14 protein-coding genes and 1 tRNA gene are annotated in these 17,141 nt (G+C 47.0%); 10 read left to right on the top strand and 5 right to left on the bottom strand.

Annotated features, from left to right (window positions below; translation table 11 throughout):
* Nucleotides 1-74: 74 nt before the first annotated feature.
* From BUB52_RS12415 to rplT, 9 genes are all read left to right on the top strand, one after another.
* A complete protein-coding gene (locus BUB52_RS12415) occupies nucleotides 75-1,181 on the top strand; it encodes a sulfotransferase family protein (protein ID WP_009120638.1) in 1,107 nt (368 codons plus the stop codon).
* A 23-nt stretch (nucleotides 1,182-1,204) separates the two neighbouring features.
* A complete protein-coding gene (locus tag BUB52_RS12410; RefSeq protein WP_022217717.1) occupies nucleotides 1,205-2,170 on the top strand; it encodes a PCMD domain-containing protein in 966 nt (321 codons plus the stop codon).
* Nucleotides 2,171-2,316: 146 nt separating this feature from the next.
* Entirely contained in the window at nucleotides 2,317-2,742 is a 426-nt protein-coding gene (gene ruvX / locus BUB52_RS12405) for a Holliday junction resolvase RuvX (RefSeq protein WP_005654996.1), read from the top strand.
* Nucleotides 2,743-2,786: 44 nt separating this feature from the next.
* Nucleotides 2,787-3,341, top strand: a complete 555-nt coding sequence (def, locus tag BUB52_RS12400; RefSeq protein ID WP_009120640.1) for a peptide deformylase — start codon at nucleotides 2,787-2,789, stop codon at nucleotides 3,339-3,341.
* Between the two features lie 117 nt (nucleotides 3,342-3,458).
* Nucleotides 3,459-5,504, top strand: coding sequence for a tetratricopeptide repeat protein (locus BUB52_RS12395; RefSeq protein ID WP_009120641.1), 2,046 nt, complete (start codon nucleotides 3,459-3,461; stop codon nucleotides 5,502-5,504).
* Nucleotides 5,505-5,583: 79 nt separating this feature from the next.
* Nucleotides 5,584-7,524, top strand: a complete 1,941-nt coding sequence (thrS, locus tag BUB52_RS12390; protein WP_009120642.1) for a threonine--tRNA ligase — start codon at nucleotides 5,584-5,586, stop codon at nucleotides 7,522-7,524.
* A gap of 118 nt (nucleotides 7,525-7,642) precedes the next feature.
* Nucleotides 7,643-8,245, top strand: coding sequence for a translation initiation factor IF-3 (infC, locus tag BUB52_RS12385; RefSeq protein WP_009120643.1), 603 nt, complete (start codon nucleotides 7,643-7,645; stop codon nucleotides 8,243-8,245).
* Between the two features lie 65 nt (nucleotides 8,246-8,310).
* On the top strand, nucleotides 8,311-8,508 hold the full coding sequence (gene rpmI / locus BUB52_RS12380) for a 50S ribosomal protein L35 (RefSeq protein WP_009120644.1): 198 nt from the start codon (nucleotides 8,311-8,313) through the stop codon (nucleotides 8,506-8,508).
* 101 nt (nucleotides 8,509-8,609) lie between these two features.
* Nucleotides 8,610-8,960: a 50S ribosomal protein L20 gene (gene rplT / locus BUB52_RS12375; protein ID WP_004289896.1), complete on the top strand. Its 351-nt coding sequence runs from the start codon at nucleotides 8,610-8,612 to the stop codon at nucleotides 8,958-8,960.
* Between the two features lie 465 nt (nucleotides 8,961-9,425).
* Here the strand turns inward: rplT and BUB52_RS12370 are convergent, their stop codons facing one another.
* From BUB52_RS12370 to BUB52_RS12350, 5 genes are all read right to left on the bottom strand, one after another.
* Nucleotides 9,426-10,733: a phenylacetate--CoA ligase family protein gene (locus BUB52_RS12370; RefSeq protein WP_009120646.1), complete on the bottom strand. Its 1,308-nt coding sequence runs from the start codon at nucleotides 10,731-10,733 to the stop codon at nucleotides 9,426-9,428.
* A gap of 18 nt (nucleotides 10,734-10,751) precedes the next feature.
* On the bottom strand, nucleotides 10,752-11,333 hold the full coding sequence (locus BUB52_RS12365) for an indolepyruvate oxidoreductase subunit beta (RefSeq protein ID WP_009120647.1): 582 nt from the start codon (nucleotides 11,331-11,333) through the stop codon (nucleotides 10,752-10,754).
* 4 nt (nucleotides 11,334-11,337) lie between these two features.
* The gene (locus tag BUB52_RS12360) at nucleotides 11,338-12,930 is read right to left on the bottom strand and encodes a thiamine pyrophosphate-dependent enzyme (RefSeq protein WP_009120648.1); all 1,593 of its coding nucleotides are present in this window, start codon (nucleotides 12,928-12,930) and stop codon (nucleotides 11,338-11,340) included.
* A gap of 77 nt (nucleotides 12,931-13,007) precedes the next feature.
* The gene (mltG, locus tag BUB52_RS12355) at nucleotides 13,008-14,045 is read right to left on the bottom strand and encodes an endolytic transglycosylase MltG (RefSeq protein ID WP_009120649.1); all 1,038 of its coding nucleotides are present in this window, start codon (nucleotides 14,043-14,045) and stop codon (nucleotides 13,008-13,010) included.
* Between the two features lie 145 nt (nucleotides 14,046-14,190).
* Nucleotides 14,191-14,263: transfer RNA gene (locus BUB52_RS12350), tRNA-Thr, on the bottom strand.
* A gap of 359 nt (nucleotides 14,264-14,622) precedes the next feature.
* Here BUB52_RS12350 and BUB52_RS12345 point away from each other — a divergent pair.
* Nucleotides 14,623-17,136, top strand: coding sequence for an SLBB domain-containing protein (locus BUB52_RS12345; protein WP_039950206.1), 2,514 nt, complete (start codon nucleotides 14,623-14,625; stop codon nucleotides 17,134-17,136).
* Nucleotides 17,137-17,141 lie beyond the last annotated feature (5 nt).

The following is a 17,141-nucleotide window of genomic DNA, read 5'->3' as shown; positions in this document are numbered from 1 at the left end:
TTGGATAGGAATTATCGCATTAGTCCGAAAGGCTATTTCCCGATTTTCAATTCTCAATTCTCAATTAAACAAGAATGGGTTTATTAGAATTCAACAAACTGCCGATCAATACGCTTGTCGGTGCAGACTGGAAAACTTTCAATGCCATTACGAAAGGGCGTGAGATAGATGCCGCATACAAGGGCAAATACCGGCTGACGAAAGCCGTTTGCCGCCTGCTTTCCACATTGGCTCCTTTGCAGGACAAACGCTACGAGAAGCTGTTGGCGGACAAGCCGCTGGAACACGACCCTGTATTTATCCTCGGTCACTGGCGCAGCGGAACAACTTTCGTGCATAATGTGTTCTCTTGTGACAAGCATTTCGGCTATAACACAACTTATCAGACCGTATTTCCGCATCTGATGATGTGGGGGCAGCCTTTCTTCAAGAAAAATATGAGCTGGCTGATGCCCGACAAACGTCCTACGGACAATATGGAGTTGGCTGTGGACCTGCCGCAGGAAGAGGAGTTCGCATTGGCAAACATGATGCCTTATACTTATTATAACTTCTGGTTCCTGCCCAAACACCAGCAGGAGTATGCCGACAAGTATCTGTTGTTCGACGATATAAGCGAGGCGGAGTTGAAAGTATTTGAGGAGACGTTTACCAAGCTCATCAAGATTTCCTTGTGGAATACGCATGGCACGCAGTTCCTCAGCAAGAACCCGCCGCATACCGGACGTGTGAAGGAATTGGTGAAGATGTTCCCCAACGCCAAGTTCATCTACCTGATGCGTAATCCTTACACGGTATTTGAAAGTACGCGCAGTTTCTTCACGAATACCATCCAGCCGTTGAAGCTCCAGGATATTACTCCGGCGGAGTTGGAGCGGAATATCTTGTCTGTCTACGCCAAGCTTTACCATAAGTACGAAGCGGACAAGGCAAGTATCCCGGCGGGTAATCTGATTGAAGTGAAGTTCGAAGACTTTGAAGCCGATGCGATGGGAATGACGGAACACATCTACGACGCGTTGTCCATCCCCGGTTTTGCGGATGCCCGTGCTGCCATCGAACAGTATGTAGGCGGTAAGAAAGGTTATAAGAAGAATAAATATAAATATGACGACCGTACGGTGCAACTGGTTCAGGATAACTGGGACTTTGCGCTGAAACAGTGGAATTATGAACTTTAATTGATTTGTAGGAGAATAAAGAAATGATTCGTAAAAGATTTCGTTTGTTGAGTTTGCTGTCCGTAATGCTCTTCAGTGTAGCGGTATCGGCGCAGCATAAGGTTGAGATGATTCCTTTCGGAAATATGGATCAATGGATTGACCGTCAAATTAAAGAGTCGGGAATTATCGGTGGCGCCACCAAGAATGTGTACGCTATCGGCCCCACGGCAACTATCCGCGAGAATAAGCCGTATAAGAACATGGGTGGTTCGCCCTGGGCTACTTCCAACGTAATGGCGCGTGTGGCCGGTATCACCAAAACCAATACTTCGGTGTTTCCGGAGAAGCGCGGCGACGGCTTTTGCGCCCGTTTGGATACCCGTATGGAAAGTGTAAAGGTGCTGGGCATCGTGGATATTACGGTATTGGCGGCCGGTTCCATTTTCCTCGGCGACGTGCACGAGCCTATCAAGGGAACGAAGAACCCGCAAAAGATACTGAACTCCGGTATTCCGTTCACCAAGAAGCCGATTGCAGTTCAGTTTGACTATAAGGTGAAGATGTCCGACCGTGAAAAGCGTGTCCATGCCACCGGTTTCAGCAAGATAACCGATGTGGAAGGAAAGGACTTCCCCGAAATGAATCTCTTTTTGCAGAAACGCTGGGAAGACAAGGACGGAAATATCTACGCCAAACGTGTGGGTACGGCGGTGGTGCGTTATTACACTACGACGGACGACTGGCACAATAATGCCACTTACTCCATTATGTACGGCGACATCACGGGCAATCCCGAATACAAAGCGCACATGATGCGCCTGCAGGTACAGGAACGCTATGCCGTGAACAGTAAGGGCGAGAGCGTGCCTATCAAAGAAGTGGCATGGGGCACGGAAGACGATATCCCCACCCATATCCAGTTACAGTTTACATCCAGCCACGGCGGGGCATACATAGGTTCTCCGGGCAACTCGTTTTATGTGGATAATGTGAAGCTGGTATATTGATTTCATTCCTATACCGGCATATCTGATTTTGCCTATGGCGCGAAACTTGTTTGATGTACATCAAATGAGATTTTCACCATAGGCAAAATCTTTTTTGATACGTATGAAAAAGAGTTCAAATATAAATCGTAATTTTGTAGCCCATTATGAGTAGAATAATAGCTATTGATTACGGTAAAAAACGTACGGGCATAGCCGTCAGCGACACGTTGCAAATGATTGCCAACGGGCTTACCACCGTGCCTACCCACGAACTGCTCGCCTTTATCATGGATTATGTGGCCAAAGAGCCGGTGGAGCGGATTCTCGTCGGATTGCCTAAGCAGATGAACAACGAGGCATCCGAGAATATGAAACGGATAGAACCGTTCGTGCGTTCCCTGCAAAAAAGGTTGCCCGATATGCCGGTAGAGTATGTGGACGAGCGTTTCACCTCGGTTCTGGCGCACCGTACCATGCTGGAAGCCGGACTGAAAAAGAAAGACAGGCAGAACAAGGCGTTGGTGGACGAAATCAGCGCGACTATTATCCTGCAAACTTATTTGGAGAACAGACGTTTCTCTTCTTTATAAGTGTATAGACAATAATTCATAATTGATAATTCATAATTAAAGAAATGATTTTACCTGTTTATGTATACGGACAACCCGTATTGAGAAAAGTGGCAGAGGATATTACTCCTGATTATCCGAACTTGAAAGAACTGATTCAGAATATGTTTGAAACAATGGACCATGCCGACGGCGTGGGACTGGCGGCTCCGCAAATCGGTTTGCCGATTCGTGTGGTGGTGGTAGACCTGGATGTGTTGTCGGAAGATTATCCCGAATATAAAGGGTTCCGCAAAGCGTATATCAACGCGCATATTCTGGAAGTATCGGGCGAAGAGGTGTCTATGGAAGAAGGTTGCCTGAGCCTGCCCGGTATCCATGAGTCGGTGAAAAGAGGTAACAAAATACGTGTGAAATATCTGGATGAGGATTTGGTGGAGCATGACGAGGTGGTAGAAGGTTATCTGGCGCGTGTGATGCAGCACGAGTTCGATCATCTGGACGGAAAGATGTTCATCGACCATATCTCACCCTTGCGCAAGCAGATGATAAAGGGAAAGCTGAATGCCATGCTGAAAGGTAAGGCGCGCTGCTCTTATAAAGTGAAAACCATTAAGTAAGCAAACCATATAATAAGGTATAAAAGGCTCAAAAAATATAAAAAGTCTTCCGCATATCCTGATATGTAAATGAATAAACGTTACTTTTGTTTTGTTTACAAGCATTTATAAGACAAGATGATAAAAAAGATATTGCTGGCAATTCTGTTATTGCCCACGTTGTTATATGCGCAAATCAATACGGAACGGGTGATGACCATTGCCCGGAACGCATTGTATTTCGAGGACTACGTGCTTTCTATCCAATATTTCAATCAGGTAATCAATGCGAAGCCTTATTTATACGAGCCTTATTTCTTCCGTGCGCTGGCCAAAATCAATCTGGACGACTTCCAAGGGGCGGAAGCGGATTGCGATTTGGCTATCCAGCGCAATCCTTTTGTTGTAGGCGCTTATCAGATAAGGGGGTTGGCGCGTATCCGTCAGGATAAGTTCGACGGTGCGATAGAGGATTACAGGACGGCTTTGAAGTACGACCCGGAGAATGTGGTGCTTTGGCATAACCTTTCCCTTTGCCACATGCAGAAAGAGGATTTCAATTCCGCCAAAGAGGACTTGGGCAAGCTGCTGACCATAGCGCCCCGCTATACGCGTGCGTACCTGATGCGCGGTGAGGTCAACCTCAAGCAGAACGATACGATACAGGCCCTGAAAGATTTTGATACGGCTATCGACATGGACCGTTACGACCCTGACGGTTGGGCCGCGCGTGCCATTGTCCGGCTTCAGCAATCCAAGTACAAGGAAGCCGAAAACGATTTGGATCAGGCGATACATTTGAGCGCGCGCAATTCGGGCAACTACATTAACCGTGCCTTGGCGCGTTTCCACCAGAATAATCTGAGAGGCGCGATGAGCGACTATGACCTGGCGCTGGACATTGACCCCAACAACTTCCTCGGACACTATAACCGTGGTTTGCTGCGTGCGCAGGTAGGCGACGATAACCGTGCGATAGAAGACTTCGATTTTGTGCTGAAGATGGAACCGGACAATATGATGGCCGCTTTCAACCGTGGCTTGTTGCGTGCGCAGACGGGCGATTACCGCGGCGCTATCAGCGATTACTCCAAAGTGATAGACGAATACCCCAACTTTATGGCGGGTTACTATCACCGTGCCGAAGCCCGCAAGAAGATTGGCGACCGTAAGGGAGCCGAGCAGGACGAGTTCAAAGTCATGAAGATGCAACTCGACAAGCGCAACGGTGTCACGACCGGCGGCAATGACAAGGATGTGGCGGATAATACGGACGGCAATTCCGGACAAGATAACGGCAAAACCCGTAAGAAGTCCGACAAGAACATGGAGAACTACCGCAAGATTGTGATTGCGGATGATTCGGAAGCCGACCAGCGTTACAAGAGCGATTATCGCGGACGTGTGCAAGACCGTAACGTGACTATCAAGCTCGAGCCTATGTATGCGCTGACTTATTATGAAAAACTGAGTGATGTGAAACGTATGGTGCATTATCATAAATATATCGACGAGCTCAATCACTCGAAGATGCTCCCCAAACCATTGCGTATCACCAATATGGAATCTCCGCTGACGGAAGAGCAGGTGCGTTTCCACTTCGCGTTGATAGACGCCCATACATCGGATATCGTGGCGGACGGCAAGAATGCCGGAAAACGTTTTATGCGCGGACTGGATTTCTATCTGGTGCAGGACTTTGCGAGTTCCATAGACGACTTCACGCAGAGTATCCTGCTGGATGATACTTTCTTCCCGGCGTACTTTATGCGTGCTTTGGTACGCTACAAGCAGTTGGAGTACAAGAAAGCGGAAGCCGGCATGAGCGAGGGAGCTGTTTCCGGCGCGCAAGAGGTGAAGAAGGCGGAAGTGACGGCGATGGATTACGATATCGTGAAGAATGATTTGGATCACGTCATCCGGTTGGCTCCGGACTTCGTTTACGGCTATTATAACCGCGGCAATGTATCGTCCATGCTGAAAGACTATCGTGCGGCGCTGGCTGATTACGATAAGGCAATCGAACTGAATCCCGACTTCGCCGAAGCGTATTTCAATCGCGGGCTGACGCATATCTTCCTGGGTAACAACAGGCAGGGCATTTCGGACTTGAGCAAGGCCGGAGAGCGGGGTATCGTTTCCGCTTACAACATTATCAAGCGATTTACGAATACGCAGCAATAACATTTTTTTGCTAAAAAATAGAATATCAATAAAGAATTAGCTATTTTTGCGTTCTAAAATTTGAACTATACATAACATTATGATAAAGATAACATTTCCAGACGGCTCCGTTCGCGAATACAACGAGGGAGTAACAGGACTGCAAATAGCAGAAAGCATTAGTTCGCGCTTGGCACAGGATGTGCTGGCTTGCGGCGTGAACGGAGAAATTTATGATTTGGGGCGTCCTATCAATGAAGACGCCGAAGTGGTTCTCTACAAATGGGAAGACGAGCAGGGTAAGCATGCCTTCTGGCATACCAGCGCCCACTTGCTGGCGGAAGCCCTGCAAGAACTGTATCCGGGCATTCAGTTCGGTATCGGTCCGGCCATCGAGAATGGTTTCTACTATGATGTAGATCCGGGAGAAGCTGCCATCAAGGAAGCCGACCTGCCCGCCATCGAAAAGAAAATGGCCGAGCTGGTTGCCAGAAAAGAGGGGGTTGTCAGAGAGAGCATCTCAAAGACAGACGCTTTGAAGATGTTCGGCGACCGTGGCGAAACTTATAAATGCGAGCTGATTTCGGAGTTGGAAGACGGTCACATCACCACCTATACGCAAGGCGCGTTTACCGACCTGTGCCGTGGTCCTCACCTGATGACTACCGCACCTATCAAAGCCATTAAACTGACTTCCGTTGCCGGCGCATACTGGCGCGGACAGGAAGACCGCAAAATGATGACCCGTATCTACGGCATCACTTTCCCGAAAAAGAAAATGCTGGATGAATATCTCGTATTGCTGGAAGAGGCCAAGAAACGCGACCACCGTAAAATCGGCAAGGAAATGGACTTGTTCATGTTCTCCGATACGGTAGGTAAGGGTCTGCCGATGTGGCTGCCGAAGGGCGCCGCACTGCGTATCCGTTTGCAGGAGTTCTTGCGCCGCATTCAGGCTCGTTACGATTATCAGGAAGTAATGTGTCCGCCTATCGGCAACAAATTGCTCTATATCACTTCCGGACACTATGCCAAATACGGTAAGGATTCGTTCCAGCCTATCCATACGCCGGAAGAGGGTGAGGAGTACTTCCTCAAACCGATGAACTGTCCTCATCACTGTATGATTTACAAGAACTCGCCCCGTTCTTATAAGGACCTGCCTTTGCGTCTGGCTGAGTTCGGTACGGTTTGCCGTTACGAGCAGAGCGGCGAGCTTCACGGGCTGACCCGTGTACGCAGCTTTACGCAAGATGATGCGCACATCTTCTGCCGTCCCGACCAGGTGAAGGACGAATTCCTGCGTGTAATGGATATTATCTCAATCGTATTCCAGTCTATGCACTTCGAGAACTTTGAAGCGCAGATTTCTCTGCGCGACAAGGTGAACCGCGAAAAGTATATCGGTAGCGATGAAAACTGGGAAAAGGCGGAACAGGCTATTATCGAGGCTTGCGAAGAAAAGGGATTGAAGGCCAAGGTGGAATACGGTGAAGCCGCTTTCTACGGTCCCAAACTGGACTTTATGGTGAAAGATGCTATCGGCCGCCGTTGGCAGTTGGGTACTATCCAGGTGGATTACAACCTGCCCGAACGCTTCCAGCTGGAATATACGGGAGCTGACAACCAGAAGCACCGTCCGGTAATGATTCACCGTGCTCCGTTCGGTTCTATGGAACGCTTCGTGGCTGTACTCATCGAGCATACCGCCGGTAAATTCCCGTTGTGGCTGACACCCGACCAGGTAGCCATCCTGCCTATCAGTGAGAAATTCAATGACTATGCCCAGGAAGTGAAAGACTATCTGAAGAGATACGATGTTCGCGCCATCGTGGATGAACGTAACGAAAAAATCGGACGTAAGATTCGCGATAACGAAATGAAACGTATTCCGTACATGCTGATTGTAGGCGAGAAAGAGGCTGAAAACAGAGAGGTTTCCGTCCGCAAACAAGGCGAAGGCGACCAAGGAACCATGAAATTTGAAGATTTTGCTAAAAAAGTGAACGAAGAAGTTCAAAATATGATAAATAAATGGTAACTTTGCGCCCAATTGTAAAAGCATAGCATACATACGATGTTCTAAAGACAGCTTTTACTTAACAAAAAATAATTTGGTAGTAATAAACAAGAAACAAACTGGAAGTAAACGTTATTTAATGAAGAATGACAGCTTAAAAGGGCAACATCGGATTAATGAGCAAATCCGTGCCAAAGAAGTCCGCATTGTGGGCGACGAAGTGGAACCAAAAGTATATCCGATAGCGCAGGCTTTGAAGATAGCCGAGGAAATGGAAGCGGATCTCGTAGAGATTTCTCCAAATGCACAACCCCCTGTTTGTCGTATTATTGATTACTCTAAATTTCTTTATCAGTTAAAGAAGCGTCAGAAGGAACAAAAGGCGAAGCAGGTTAAAGTCAATGTGAAGGAAATACGTTTCGGTCCTCAGACAGACGACCATGACTATAACTTCAAACTGAAACACGCCAAAGGATTTCTGGAAGATGGCGACAAGGTAAAGGCATACGTGTTCTTTAAAGGCCGTTCTATCTTATTCAAGGAACAAGGCGAAGTTTTATTGCTGCGTTTCGCCAATGATTTGGAAGACTATGCGAAAGTAGATCAGATGCCGATTCTGGAAGGAAAGAGAATGACTATTCAGCTTTCTCCGAAGAAGAGCGCCGCTCCCAAGAAGCCTGCCGCACCGAAACCCGCAGAGGCTCCGAAGAACGCTCCGGCTGAAGAACAAAGCGAAGACTAAAGAAATGAGCAACGCCGCAGGTATAGTGCGTTGCCATATAATTAAATAATTTAAAAATAAGTAAGATGCCAAAGATGAAGACTAACTCCGGTTCTAAAAAGAGATTTACTCTTACCGGAACAGGTAAAATCAAAAGAAAGCACGCTTTTCACAGTCACATTCTGACTAAGAAAACCAAGAAGCAAAAGAGAAATCTGTGTTACTCTACACTTGTCAGCCCGACAGATGTAAGCCAGGTTAAGGAACTCTTAGCTATGAAGTAACCAAAAGCGTACGAAGTATTATTAAAGTTATTAACCGAATGCATTAGCTTTAAGTCCGCTGCGTGAAGCATTGGCGCTAACATTCAAAAACAAGTAAAACTATGCCAAGATCAGTAAATCATGTTGCTTCTAAAGCAAGAAGAAAGAAAATTTTGAAATTGACCAGAGGTTACTTTGGTGCAAGAAAGAACGTTTGGACCGTTGCCAAGAATACTTGGGAAAAAGGTTTGACTTATGCGTTCCGTGACCGTAAGAATAAGAAAAGAAACTTCCGCGCTTTGTGGATTCAACGTATCAACGCTGCCGCACGTCTGGAAGGTATGTCTTATTCTAAACTGATGGGCGCTCTGCACAAAGCCGGTATTGAAATCAACCGTAAAGTTTTGGCTGATTTAGCAATGAATCACCCGGAAGCTTTCAAGGCTATTGTTGCTAAAGCAAAAGCTGCATAAGCTGAGGTAAAGAATAAAAAAACTGCAAGGCGCTGATTACAACTACGTAATCGGCGCTTTTTGCTTTTAGCGATAGTGAGGAAGTGTGAAAACATTGGATGCAGGCAAACAATTTTCTTGTTTTTCTTGTTTCTTTCATAGAAACTCACTACCTTTGAAGTAGAAAAAATAGCCGCATTGATTGGATCGGGAAACTCATCAATTTTAATGAAATACCGAGACAAGCTTCAGTTCTTAATGGCGGGCCACGCCCTTCGGGGTAACTCTTGAGTCGGTGGATTACAAAGAGGACGGGCACTCAAATCATGTCATACGGAGTTTCATCACATCATCGGTGCGGCTTTCTATAAAAGAGGAACGGTAATCTTGGTTGACTACCGTTCCTCTTTCTTTTTTGCTTTTGCTGCGGTACTTTCCGCGTTGTTAATATTGTAGTATAATAACGCGGAAAGTATTGGCAAAATGTTATTTATTGTCTCGTAAGTCTTTTACTCTGACGGCTTTTCCTTCGCTTTGAGGCAGGGAGCCTTTCTTGACGAGTTTCACTTTAGGGGTGACAAGGATTTCATCTTTCAGCTGACGGGAGATGGCTTTGCGTATTTTCTCCAGTTCTATATAGTTGTCGGTAGATAAATCGCTGAGTTCCACTTCTACAATCATTTCATCTTGATTGTTGATGGTTTCCAAAGTAATGAGGTAGTTGCTGCCCAGTTCGGGGAACTGTACCAATACCTTTTCCACCTGCATGGGGAAGATGTTGACGCCCTTGATGATGAACATATCGTCACTGCGGCCTTTGATACGGTCGATACGAAGGTGTGTACGTCCGCAAGGGCATTTGCCGGGAAGTATGCGGGTGAGATCGCGTGTGCGGTAGCGTATCAGCGGCATCATTTCACGGTCGAGGGTGGTCAGTACCAATTCCCCGATTTCGCCGTCGGGAACGGGTTCGCCGGTTTCGGGATTGATGATTTCAACCAGATAGCAGTCTTCCCAGAAGTGCATGCCGTTTTGTTCGGTACACTCAAAGGCGACTCCGGGGCCGTTCATCTCGGTCATTCCGAAACTGTTATAAGCTTTGACGCCTAACATCCGTTCAATCTTCTTGCGTTGTTCGTCCGTATGCGGTTCGGCTCCGATGACAAGCGTCTTCAGTGTGGTCGATGCCGGGTCGATGCCTTCTTCCTGAAATACTTCCGCCAAACGTATGGCATAGCTGGGGATGGCATGCAGGGCGGTGGTTTTGAAATCCATGATGAATTTGATTTGCCGCTTGCTGTTACCGGCCGCTGCGGGTACGGTCAGCGCCCCGAGGCGTTCGGCTCCGTATTGAAAACCTAATCCGCCGGTAAACATACCGTATCCGGAGCTGTTTTGGAACACATCGGTTTTACGGATGCCGACTGTGTACAGGCAGCGTGCCACGAGATTCGCCCAAGAGTCCAGGTCGTGCCGGGAATGGACAATGACGGTAGGGGTACCTGTGGTTCCGCTGGAAGAGTGGATGCGTACGCCGTCTTCGTGCATATTACCTGCCACAAGTCCGAAAGGATAGTTGGCGCGCATGTCCGCTTTGGTGGTGAACGGGATTTTCCGGATATCTTCTACCGACCGGATACTGTCCGCCGTAATACCGTGTTCTTGAAATACTTGTTTGTAATAGGGAGAATTTGCAGCAATACCGATTGTCTTTTTAAGCCGCTGAAGTTGCAGTTCACGCAACTTCTCACGCGGCATGGTTTCTATCTCTTCTTCCCAGTATTTGTCGTTCATGGTTATTGAAATTTGGATTTACATCAGGTTTTCTGCGATTTCCTTACCGGCAGCCAGCGCTTTGAGGTTCAATTCTACAATAGCTTCGCCTTTACGCTGGAAGATGTCGCGAATGCTGTCCTGTACTTTCTGGTAATCAATGCCGAGGAACGGAATGGTAGCTCCCAGCAACACGATGTTGGCTACGCGGGGAGAACCTGTTTCTTTGGCTACTTCGTTTACGTTCAACACAATCTTGTGAGGAAGTTTGTCAAGTTCGGCCTTGAGCGCTTCTTCGGCAGGATAGCGGGGAATATTGATGAAAGGAGCCTCGTTGGTTACCAGCCAACCTTCGGGACTGAGGTAGGGGAGATAACGCAACGCTTCCATCGGTTCCAGGGATATGATAAGGTCGCATTTGCCCGTAGGGATGAGGTCGGAAGCGATGGGGCGGTCGCTGATGCGAAGGTTGGACTGTACGTCGCCGCCTCGCTGGCTCATTCCGTGTACTTCGGCTTGTTTCATGTATAACCCGTCTTTCAGGGCTGCCTGGCCGATTACGGTGGCGATAGAGAGGATACCTTGTCCACCTACGCCGGAAAGTATAATGTCTTTTTTCATGGTTTTACTTGTTTCGTTTCTTACGTGCTAAGGTTTGAATACATTCTCTTCGGGGGATAATGACGGATACTCCGTGGAACTCGATTTCTTCCCGGATGATTTGTCTCATTTCCTCGTAGTTCTTCTTCAATGGAACTACCACGCGGATGTGTTCCGGCGCTACGCCGATACCTGCGCAGATAGCTTCGAGGCGGCCTGTTCCGGCTGAATCTTGTCCGCCGGTCATGGCAGTGGTTTCGTTGTCGGAGATTACGATGGTGACGTTGGAGTTTTCATTTACGCAGTCCAGCAATCCTGTCATGCCGGAGTGGGTGAATGTGGAGTCGCCGATAACGGCAACCGCAGGATGTACTCCCGCATCCGAGGCGCCTTTGGCCATTGTAATGGAAGCTCCCATGTCTACGCAGGAATTGATGGCGTTGAAAGGGGCGTTGGCTCCTAATGTGTAACAGCCGATGTCGCTGAATACTTTATGGTCGGGATATTCTGCACGCAGAACTTCGGTGAGTACGGTATACATGTCACGGTGTCCGCAACCTTCGCACAAGGCGGGCGGGCGCATTTCCACGAGTGACGGAACTGCGAATTCGGCTTTGTTTTCTTTGCCTAAGGCGCGTGCTACGCTGTCCGGATTCAATTCTCCGTCTTGTGACAGTGTGCCGTCCAAGCGTCCTTTGACTTTTACGCCGATACCGAGATAGCCTTTCAGCTGTTTTTCTACAAACGGCTGCCCGTCTTCCAGTACGAGTATTTCATCACAGGCTTCTACAAGTTGCGTCAATTGTTTCTTGGGAAGCGGGTATTGACCGATTTTTAATACCGGATATTCGCAGCCTTCGGGATAGTTCTCCATGAGGTAATTGTATCCGATACCGCAAGCTATGACGCCGAGTTTTTTGTTAGGGCCGTCAATATACTTATTGTATGGTGAATTCTCCGATGCTTTGATGAATTCGTCCTGGCGCTGCAATAGCTGTTTGTAGCGTTTGCGGGCATTGCCGGGAAGCAGGATGAACTGGCGAGGGTCATCGCTGAAAGAGATTTCGTTCTGGGGCTGTTGCGCTTTCCGCTCCACGCCGGAACGGGAGTGTGCCAAACGGGTTACCATGCGCATCAGCAGAGGTTCGCCGGTTTGCTCGGAAAAGGCAAATCCGTTGTAAACCATATCGTAGGCTTCTTGCTGGTTGCTCGGTTCATACATCGGAATTAAAGCGAAGTCGCCGTAGAATCGGCTATCTTGTTCGTTTTGTGATGAATGCATGCTGGGGTCGTCGGCTGCAATGACGATTGTGCCGCCTTTAACGCCGGTAATGGCGGAGTTGATAAAACAGTCGGCAGCCACATTCATGCCTACATGTTTCATGCAGACCAGTGAACGCTTTCCTGCGAACGACATTCCTAAGGCTGCTTCCATAGCGGTCTTTTCGTTGGAACACCAGCGGTTGTGGATACCTTTTTCGGCAGTAATCGGCGCTGTTTGAATATATTCGGTAATCTCCGTCGAAGGAGTGCCCGGATAGGCGTATACGCCGGAAAGTCCGGCGTCTAATGCAGCTTGTGCAATGGCTTCATCGCCAAGTAAGAGTTGCTTGCTCATTTTTTATTGTTTAAGTGTTAGTCACGGTTTAAATAATAATCGCAAATATAGCTTTTTGCTTTTATTTTATTATAATATTAATTGAAAATCTTTCTTTCGTTTAATGCTTTCCAGTATTTTCTTGCATTTTTCATGTGGTCGGCATAGTTGGACGCAAAGTTGTGAGTGCCGGAAAAATCTTCTTTGGCGCACATGTAAATATAGTTGTGTCTGGTGTAGTTCAATACCGCATCCAGACCTATGGGAGAGGGAATGCGGATGGGACCGGGTGGCAAACCGGGGTTGCGGTAAGTGTTGTAGGGCGAATCGATAGCGAGATGCGCATTGGAGATCCGGCGCAGGCCGAAGTCTTGCAGGGCAAACTTTATGGTAGGGTCGGCTTGAAGCGGCATTCCGGTGTGCAGGCGGTTGATGTACAGGCCTGCAACCATGGGCTTCTCCGGGTTGTTATTGGTTTCTTCTTCGACGATGGAAGCAAGGGTACATACTTCTTCCGGGGTCATACCGATGGCTTGGGCTTTGTTACGCCGTTCTTGGTTCCAGAATTTTTGGTGTTCTTTCTGCATCCGCTTAAAGAAGTCGTCTACGCTCATATCCCAATATACCTGGTAGGTTTCGGGAATAAAAAGGCAGGCTATCGTTTCTTTTTCGTATCCCAGTCGTTGCCGGAACAGCGAGTCGTTCATTACTGCGGCTATTTCGGCGGAGTCAATCATCAGTTGTTTGCCTACGCTGCGTGCAAGTTTGTCCAGGGTACGTACGCTTCCTATTGTCAGATTCATAGGCTCTTGGTAACCTCTGTAGAAGCGGCTGAATACATGATATACGTTTTCGCCGGGACGTATCGCGTAGCGTCCGGTGTGGATGTTGAGAGGGTAATCGCGCCATTGGGACATCCATTTGAAGCCGATGAAACTGTTGGGATTTCCTTGTGCTTTCACCTTATTATATATGGAGTCTGCCGTATCGTCACGGTCTACGTAGATATAAGTTGTCTTTTGCGGATGAAATTGCGGGGCGAACAGATAGTAATACACTGTTCCTGCGCCTGCAATGCCTATGAGCAGAATGAATGCCAGCGCTTCGAGAAGGATTCTTTTTTTCTTCTTGTCCATATTATCTTGATTGTTTTTGAGTTGGGCAAAGTTAGCAAGATTTTGAAATAAAGAGAATGCTTCTATTGTTTTATTCGTGAGGGATAGAGCAGCGCTTCGTGGGAAAAATAAAAAGACCGATATGATTAATATCGGTCTTTCGTCGAGCCGCTAGCCAGACTTGAACTGGCGACCTACGCGTTACGAATGCGTTGCTCTACCAACTGAGCTATAGCGGCAATAGCATTTCTTTACGGGGTGCAAAGGTACATCTTTATTTGAATTTGCAAAAAGATTTGCTCGATTTTTTAGAAATATTTCCGGAAGGCTGCCTTTCTTTAATATGAGGAGTTACCGAACACGTTGCGGTTGTAGCGCATGAAGTAAAAACATTTAACCTCGTTGGGATGATGGGATAAACGGCTTCTCCGGTAAGTGACAGCCATATGGAAACCCCGGCTGTATTGAGGAAAGGAATTAATTCTTTTTCCGAAACTTCAGAATGAAATAAATGTATATTATGAAAATAAAGTATTACCTTTGTCCCCAATTAAAAAACATTACTAGATAACTAAAAGATTAATCAAATATCTTACTTATGCGCAAATTTATACTATTGTGTTTGTTGATGTTTACAGTGTCAAGTGTGGTATTTGCCCAACAAATGACGGATGAACAAGTCATTCTGTATGTGCAAGAGGCTCAGAGTCAGGGGAAGACACAGCAACAAATGTTGGTTGAATTGATGAAGAAAGGAGTCACGAAAGAGCAAATCCAGCGAATACAGTCTAAATATTCAGGTAAATCGGACGGTAGCGCCGGAGATGATGCTGACTTCATGGGAGAGGCAAGTTCCCGCTTGCGTACGCAGAAAACTTACGAAAATAAAAATAAGAATATCTCCCAGGATGAGTCCGGTTTGGATGAGCTCAACTCTAAAAAACAAAGCATTAAGGGTTTGCGGACAAAAGCCAGCCAGCAAGGCAGCGGTTATGGAATGGGGTTGAATGGCAGTGAACAAACCGGGTATAATAACCTGGACGCTATGGAAGTCGATCCTACCCAACAGATTTTCGGGCATAATATCTTTGATAACGAGTATCTTACTTTTGAACCTAATATAAATGTAGCGACTCCGAGCAATTATCGTCTGGGTGCAGGCGATGAGGTTATCATCGACGTTTGGGGAGCTTCCCAGAATACGATTCGTGAAACAATCGCGCCTGAAGGTACTGTGCAAATCGAGAATCTGGGCCCGGTTTATCTGAGTGGAAAGACCGTAAAGGAAGCCAATGATTATTTGAAGCGTGAGTTCGCTAAAATATATGCCGGTGTTACGGGGGAAACTCCCAATACCCAAATAAAATTGACATTGGGTGAAATCCGTTCCATTCAGGTGAACGTTATGGGTGAGGTTGCCGTGCCGGGTACTTATACGCTTTCTTCATTCGCGTCCGTTTTCCATGCTTTGTATTGGGCGGGCGGAGTGAATAAAATCGGCAGTCTTCGCAGTATAAAGGTGATACGCGACGGAAAGACGGTTGCCGATTTGGATATCTATGATTTTATCATGGAAGGTCGGTTGAAAGATGATATCCGTTTGCAGGACGGTGATGTGATTCTCGTTAATCCCTACCAGACATTGGTTCAGATATTGGGTAAGGTAAAACGCCCCATGTATTATGAGATGAAGCCTACGGAAACAATCGGCACTTTGCTGAGATATGCCGGTGGATTTACGGGCGATGCATATAAAAAAGCTATCCGTCTTGTACGTAGGAGCGGACGTGAACATCAGATTTTCAATGTGGACGAAATGGATTATTCGGTATTCCGTCTTGAGGATGGCGATGTACTTACCGTGGATTCGGTTCTCAATCGTTTCGAAAATCGTGTGGAGATTCGCGGTGCTGTTTATCGTGAAGGTCTGTATCAGTTGAGCGGAGAGGTAAATACCGTGAAGCAATTGATAAAGAAAGCGGAAGGCGTACGTGGGGACGCTTTCTTAAATCGCGCCGTAATCAATCGTGAGCATGAGGATTTGACTCGTGAGGTGATTTCAATAGACCTGAAAGGCTTGTTGAAAGGTGTGGTTGCGGATATTCCTTTGCAGAAGAATGATATACTTTATATTCCCAGCATTCAGGATTTGAGAGAAGATCCTACGGTGACTATTCACGGTGAGGTTGCAGATCCGGGTACTTATCTTTATGCGGATAAGATGACCATTGAGGACTTGGTGCTGCAATCCGGCGGTTTGCTTGAGGCAGCTTCGACAACTAAAATAGATGTTTCACGACGCATCAAGTCTCCTAAGAGTACGGATGACAGTAATGTGGTCGGTCAGACTTTTACATTTGATTTGAAAGACGGTTTGCTGATAGGTGAGGGAAGCGAGAACTTCTATTTGGAACCTTTTGATGAAGTTTATGTCCGTAAAAGCCCCGCTTATCGCAAGCAGAAGAATGTGGGGATAATAGGCGAGGCGTTGTTTACCGGTACTTACGCTTTGTCCAAGAAGAACGAACGTTTGAGTGACTTGGTCGCTAAAGCCGGCGGGGTTACGTCCGATGCTTATGTAAGAGGTGCCCGTCTCATTCGTAAAATGTCAGAAGAAGAACTTCGCAGAAAGGAAGATGCTACCCGTATGGCTGTAAAGGTTGGTGCCGATTCAACTACTTTATATGTATATACGGTAGGTATTCACTTGGATGAAGCTCTGAAGAATCCGGGGTCGGATTATGATATGGTACTGCGTGAGGGAGATATATTGTTTATCCCTGAATATGTAAGTACTGTAAAAATCAATGGCGCCGTGATGTATCCTAACACGGTGCTGTATAAAGAAGGTGAAAACAGCCGCTTCTATATCAATCAGGCCGGCGGATATGCAACGAATGCCAAGAAGCGCGACGCTTTTGTGGTTTACATGAATGGTACCGTATCCCGCATACGCTCCGGAAGTAAAACGGCAATCGAGCCGGGATGCGAGATTATAGTTCCGAGCAAAGACCCGAGCAAGCGTATGAGTGTGGCTGAAATGGTAGGTATGGGTACTTCTGTTGCCACTTTGGGTACTATGATTGCTACTTTGGTTAATCTCTTTAAGTAATAAAG

The sequence above is a fragment of the Bacteroides clarus YIT 12056 genome, assembly GCF_900129655.1.
Classification (GTDB): domain Bacteria; phylum Bacteroidota; class Bacteroidia; order Bacteroidales; family Bacteroidaceae; genus Bacteroides; species Bacteroides clarus.
This window is presented reverse-complemented; position numbering and strand designations above follow the sequence as displayed.

Excerpts from the sequence above, each read along its gene's own strand:
- BUB52_RS12345 (WP_039950206.1), top strand. The coding sequence starts at position 14,623 with ATGCGCAAATTTATACTATTGTGTTTGTTGATGTTTACAGTGTCAAGT.
- rplT (WP_004289896.1), top strand. The coding sequence starts at position 8,610 with ATGCCAAGATCAGTAAATCATGTTGCTTCTAAAGCAAGAAGAAAGAAA.
- BUB52_RS12415 (WP_009120638.1), top strand. The coding sequence starts at position 75 with ATGGGTTTATTAGAATTCAACAAACTGCCGATCAATACGCTTGTCGGT.
- mltG (WP_009120649.1), bottom strand. The coding sequence starts at position 14,045 with ATGGACAAGAAGAAAAAAAGAATCCTTCTCGAAGCGCTGGCATTCATT.
- BUB52_RS12360 (WP_009120648.1), bottom strand. The coding sequence starts at position 12,930 with ATGAGCAAGCAACTCTTACTTGGCGATGAAGCCATTGCACAAGCTGCA.
- BUB52_RS12365 (WP_009120647.1), bottom strand. The coding sequence starts at position 11,333 with ATGAAAAAAGACATTATACTTTCCGGCGTAGGTGGACAAGGTATCCTC.
- rpmI (WP_009120644.1), top strand. The coding sequence starts at position 8,311 with ATGCCAAAGATGAAGACTAACTCCGGTTCTAAAAAGAGATTTACTCTT.
- BUB52_RS12410 (WP_022217717.1), top strand. The coding sequence starts at position 1,205 with ATGATTCGTAAAAGATTTCGTTTGTTGAGTTTGCTGTCCGTAATGCTC.
- BUB52_RS12395 (WP_009120641.1), top strand. The coding sequence starts at position 3,459 with ATGATAAAAAAGATATTGCTGGCAATTCTGTTATTGCCCACGTTGTTA.
- thrS (WP_009120642.1), top strand. The coding sequence starts at position 5,584 with ATGATAAAGATAACATTTCCAGACGGCTCCGTTCGCGAATACAACGAG.
- ruvX (WP_005654996.1), top strand. The coding sequence starts at position 2,317 with ATGAGTAGAATAATAGCTATTGATTACGGTAAAAAACGTACGGGCATA.
- BUB52_RS12370 (WP_009120646.1), bottom strand. The coding sequence starts at position 10,733 with ATGAACGACAAATACTGGGAAGAAGAGATAGAAACCATGCCGCGTGAG.
- infC (WP_009120643.1), top strand. The coding sequence starts at position 7,643 with ATGAAGAATGACAGCTTAAAAGGGCAACATCGGATTAATGAGCAAATC.
- def (WP_009120640.1), top strand. The coding sequence starts at position 2,787 with ATGATTTTACCTGTTTATGTATACGGACAACCCGTATTGAGAAAAGTG.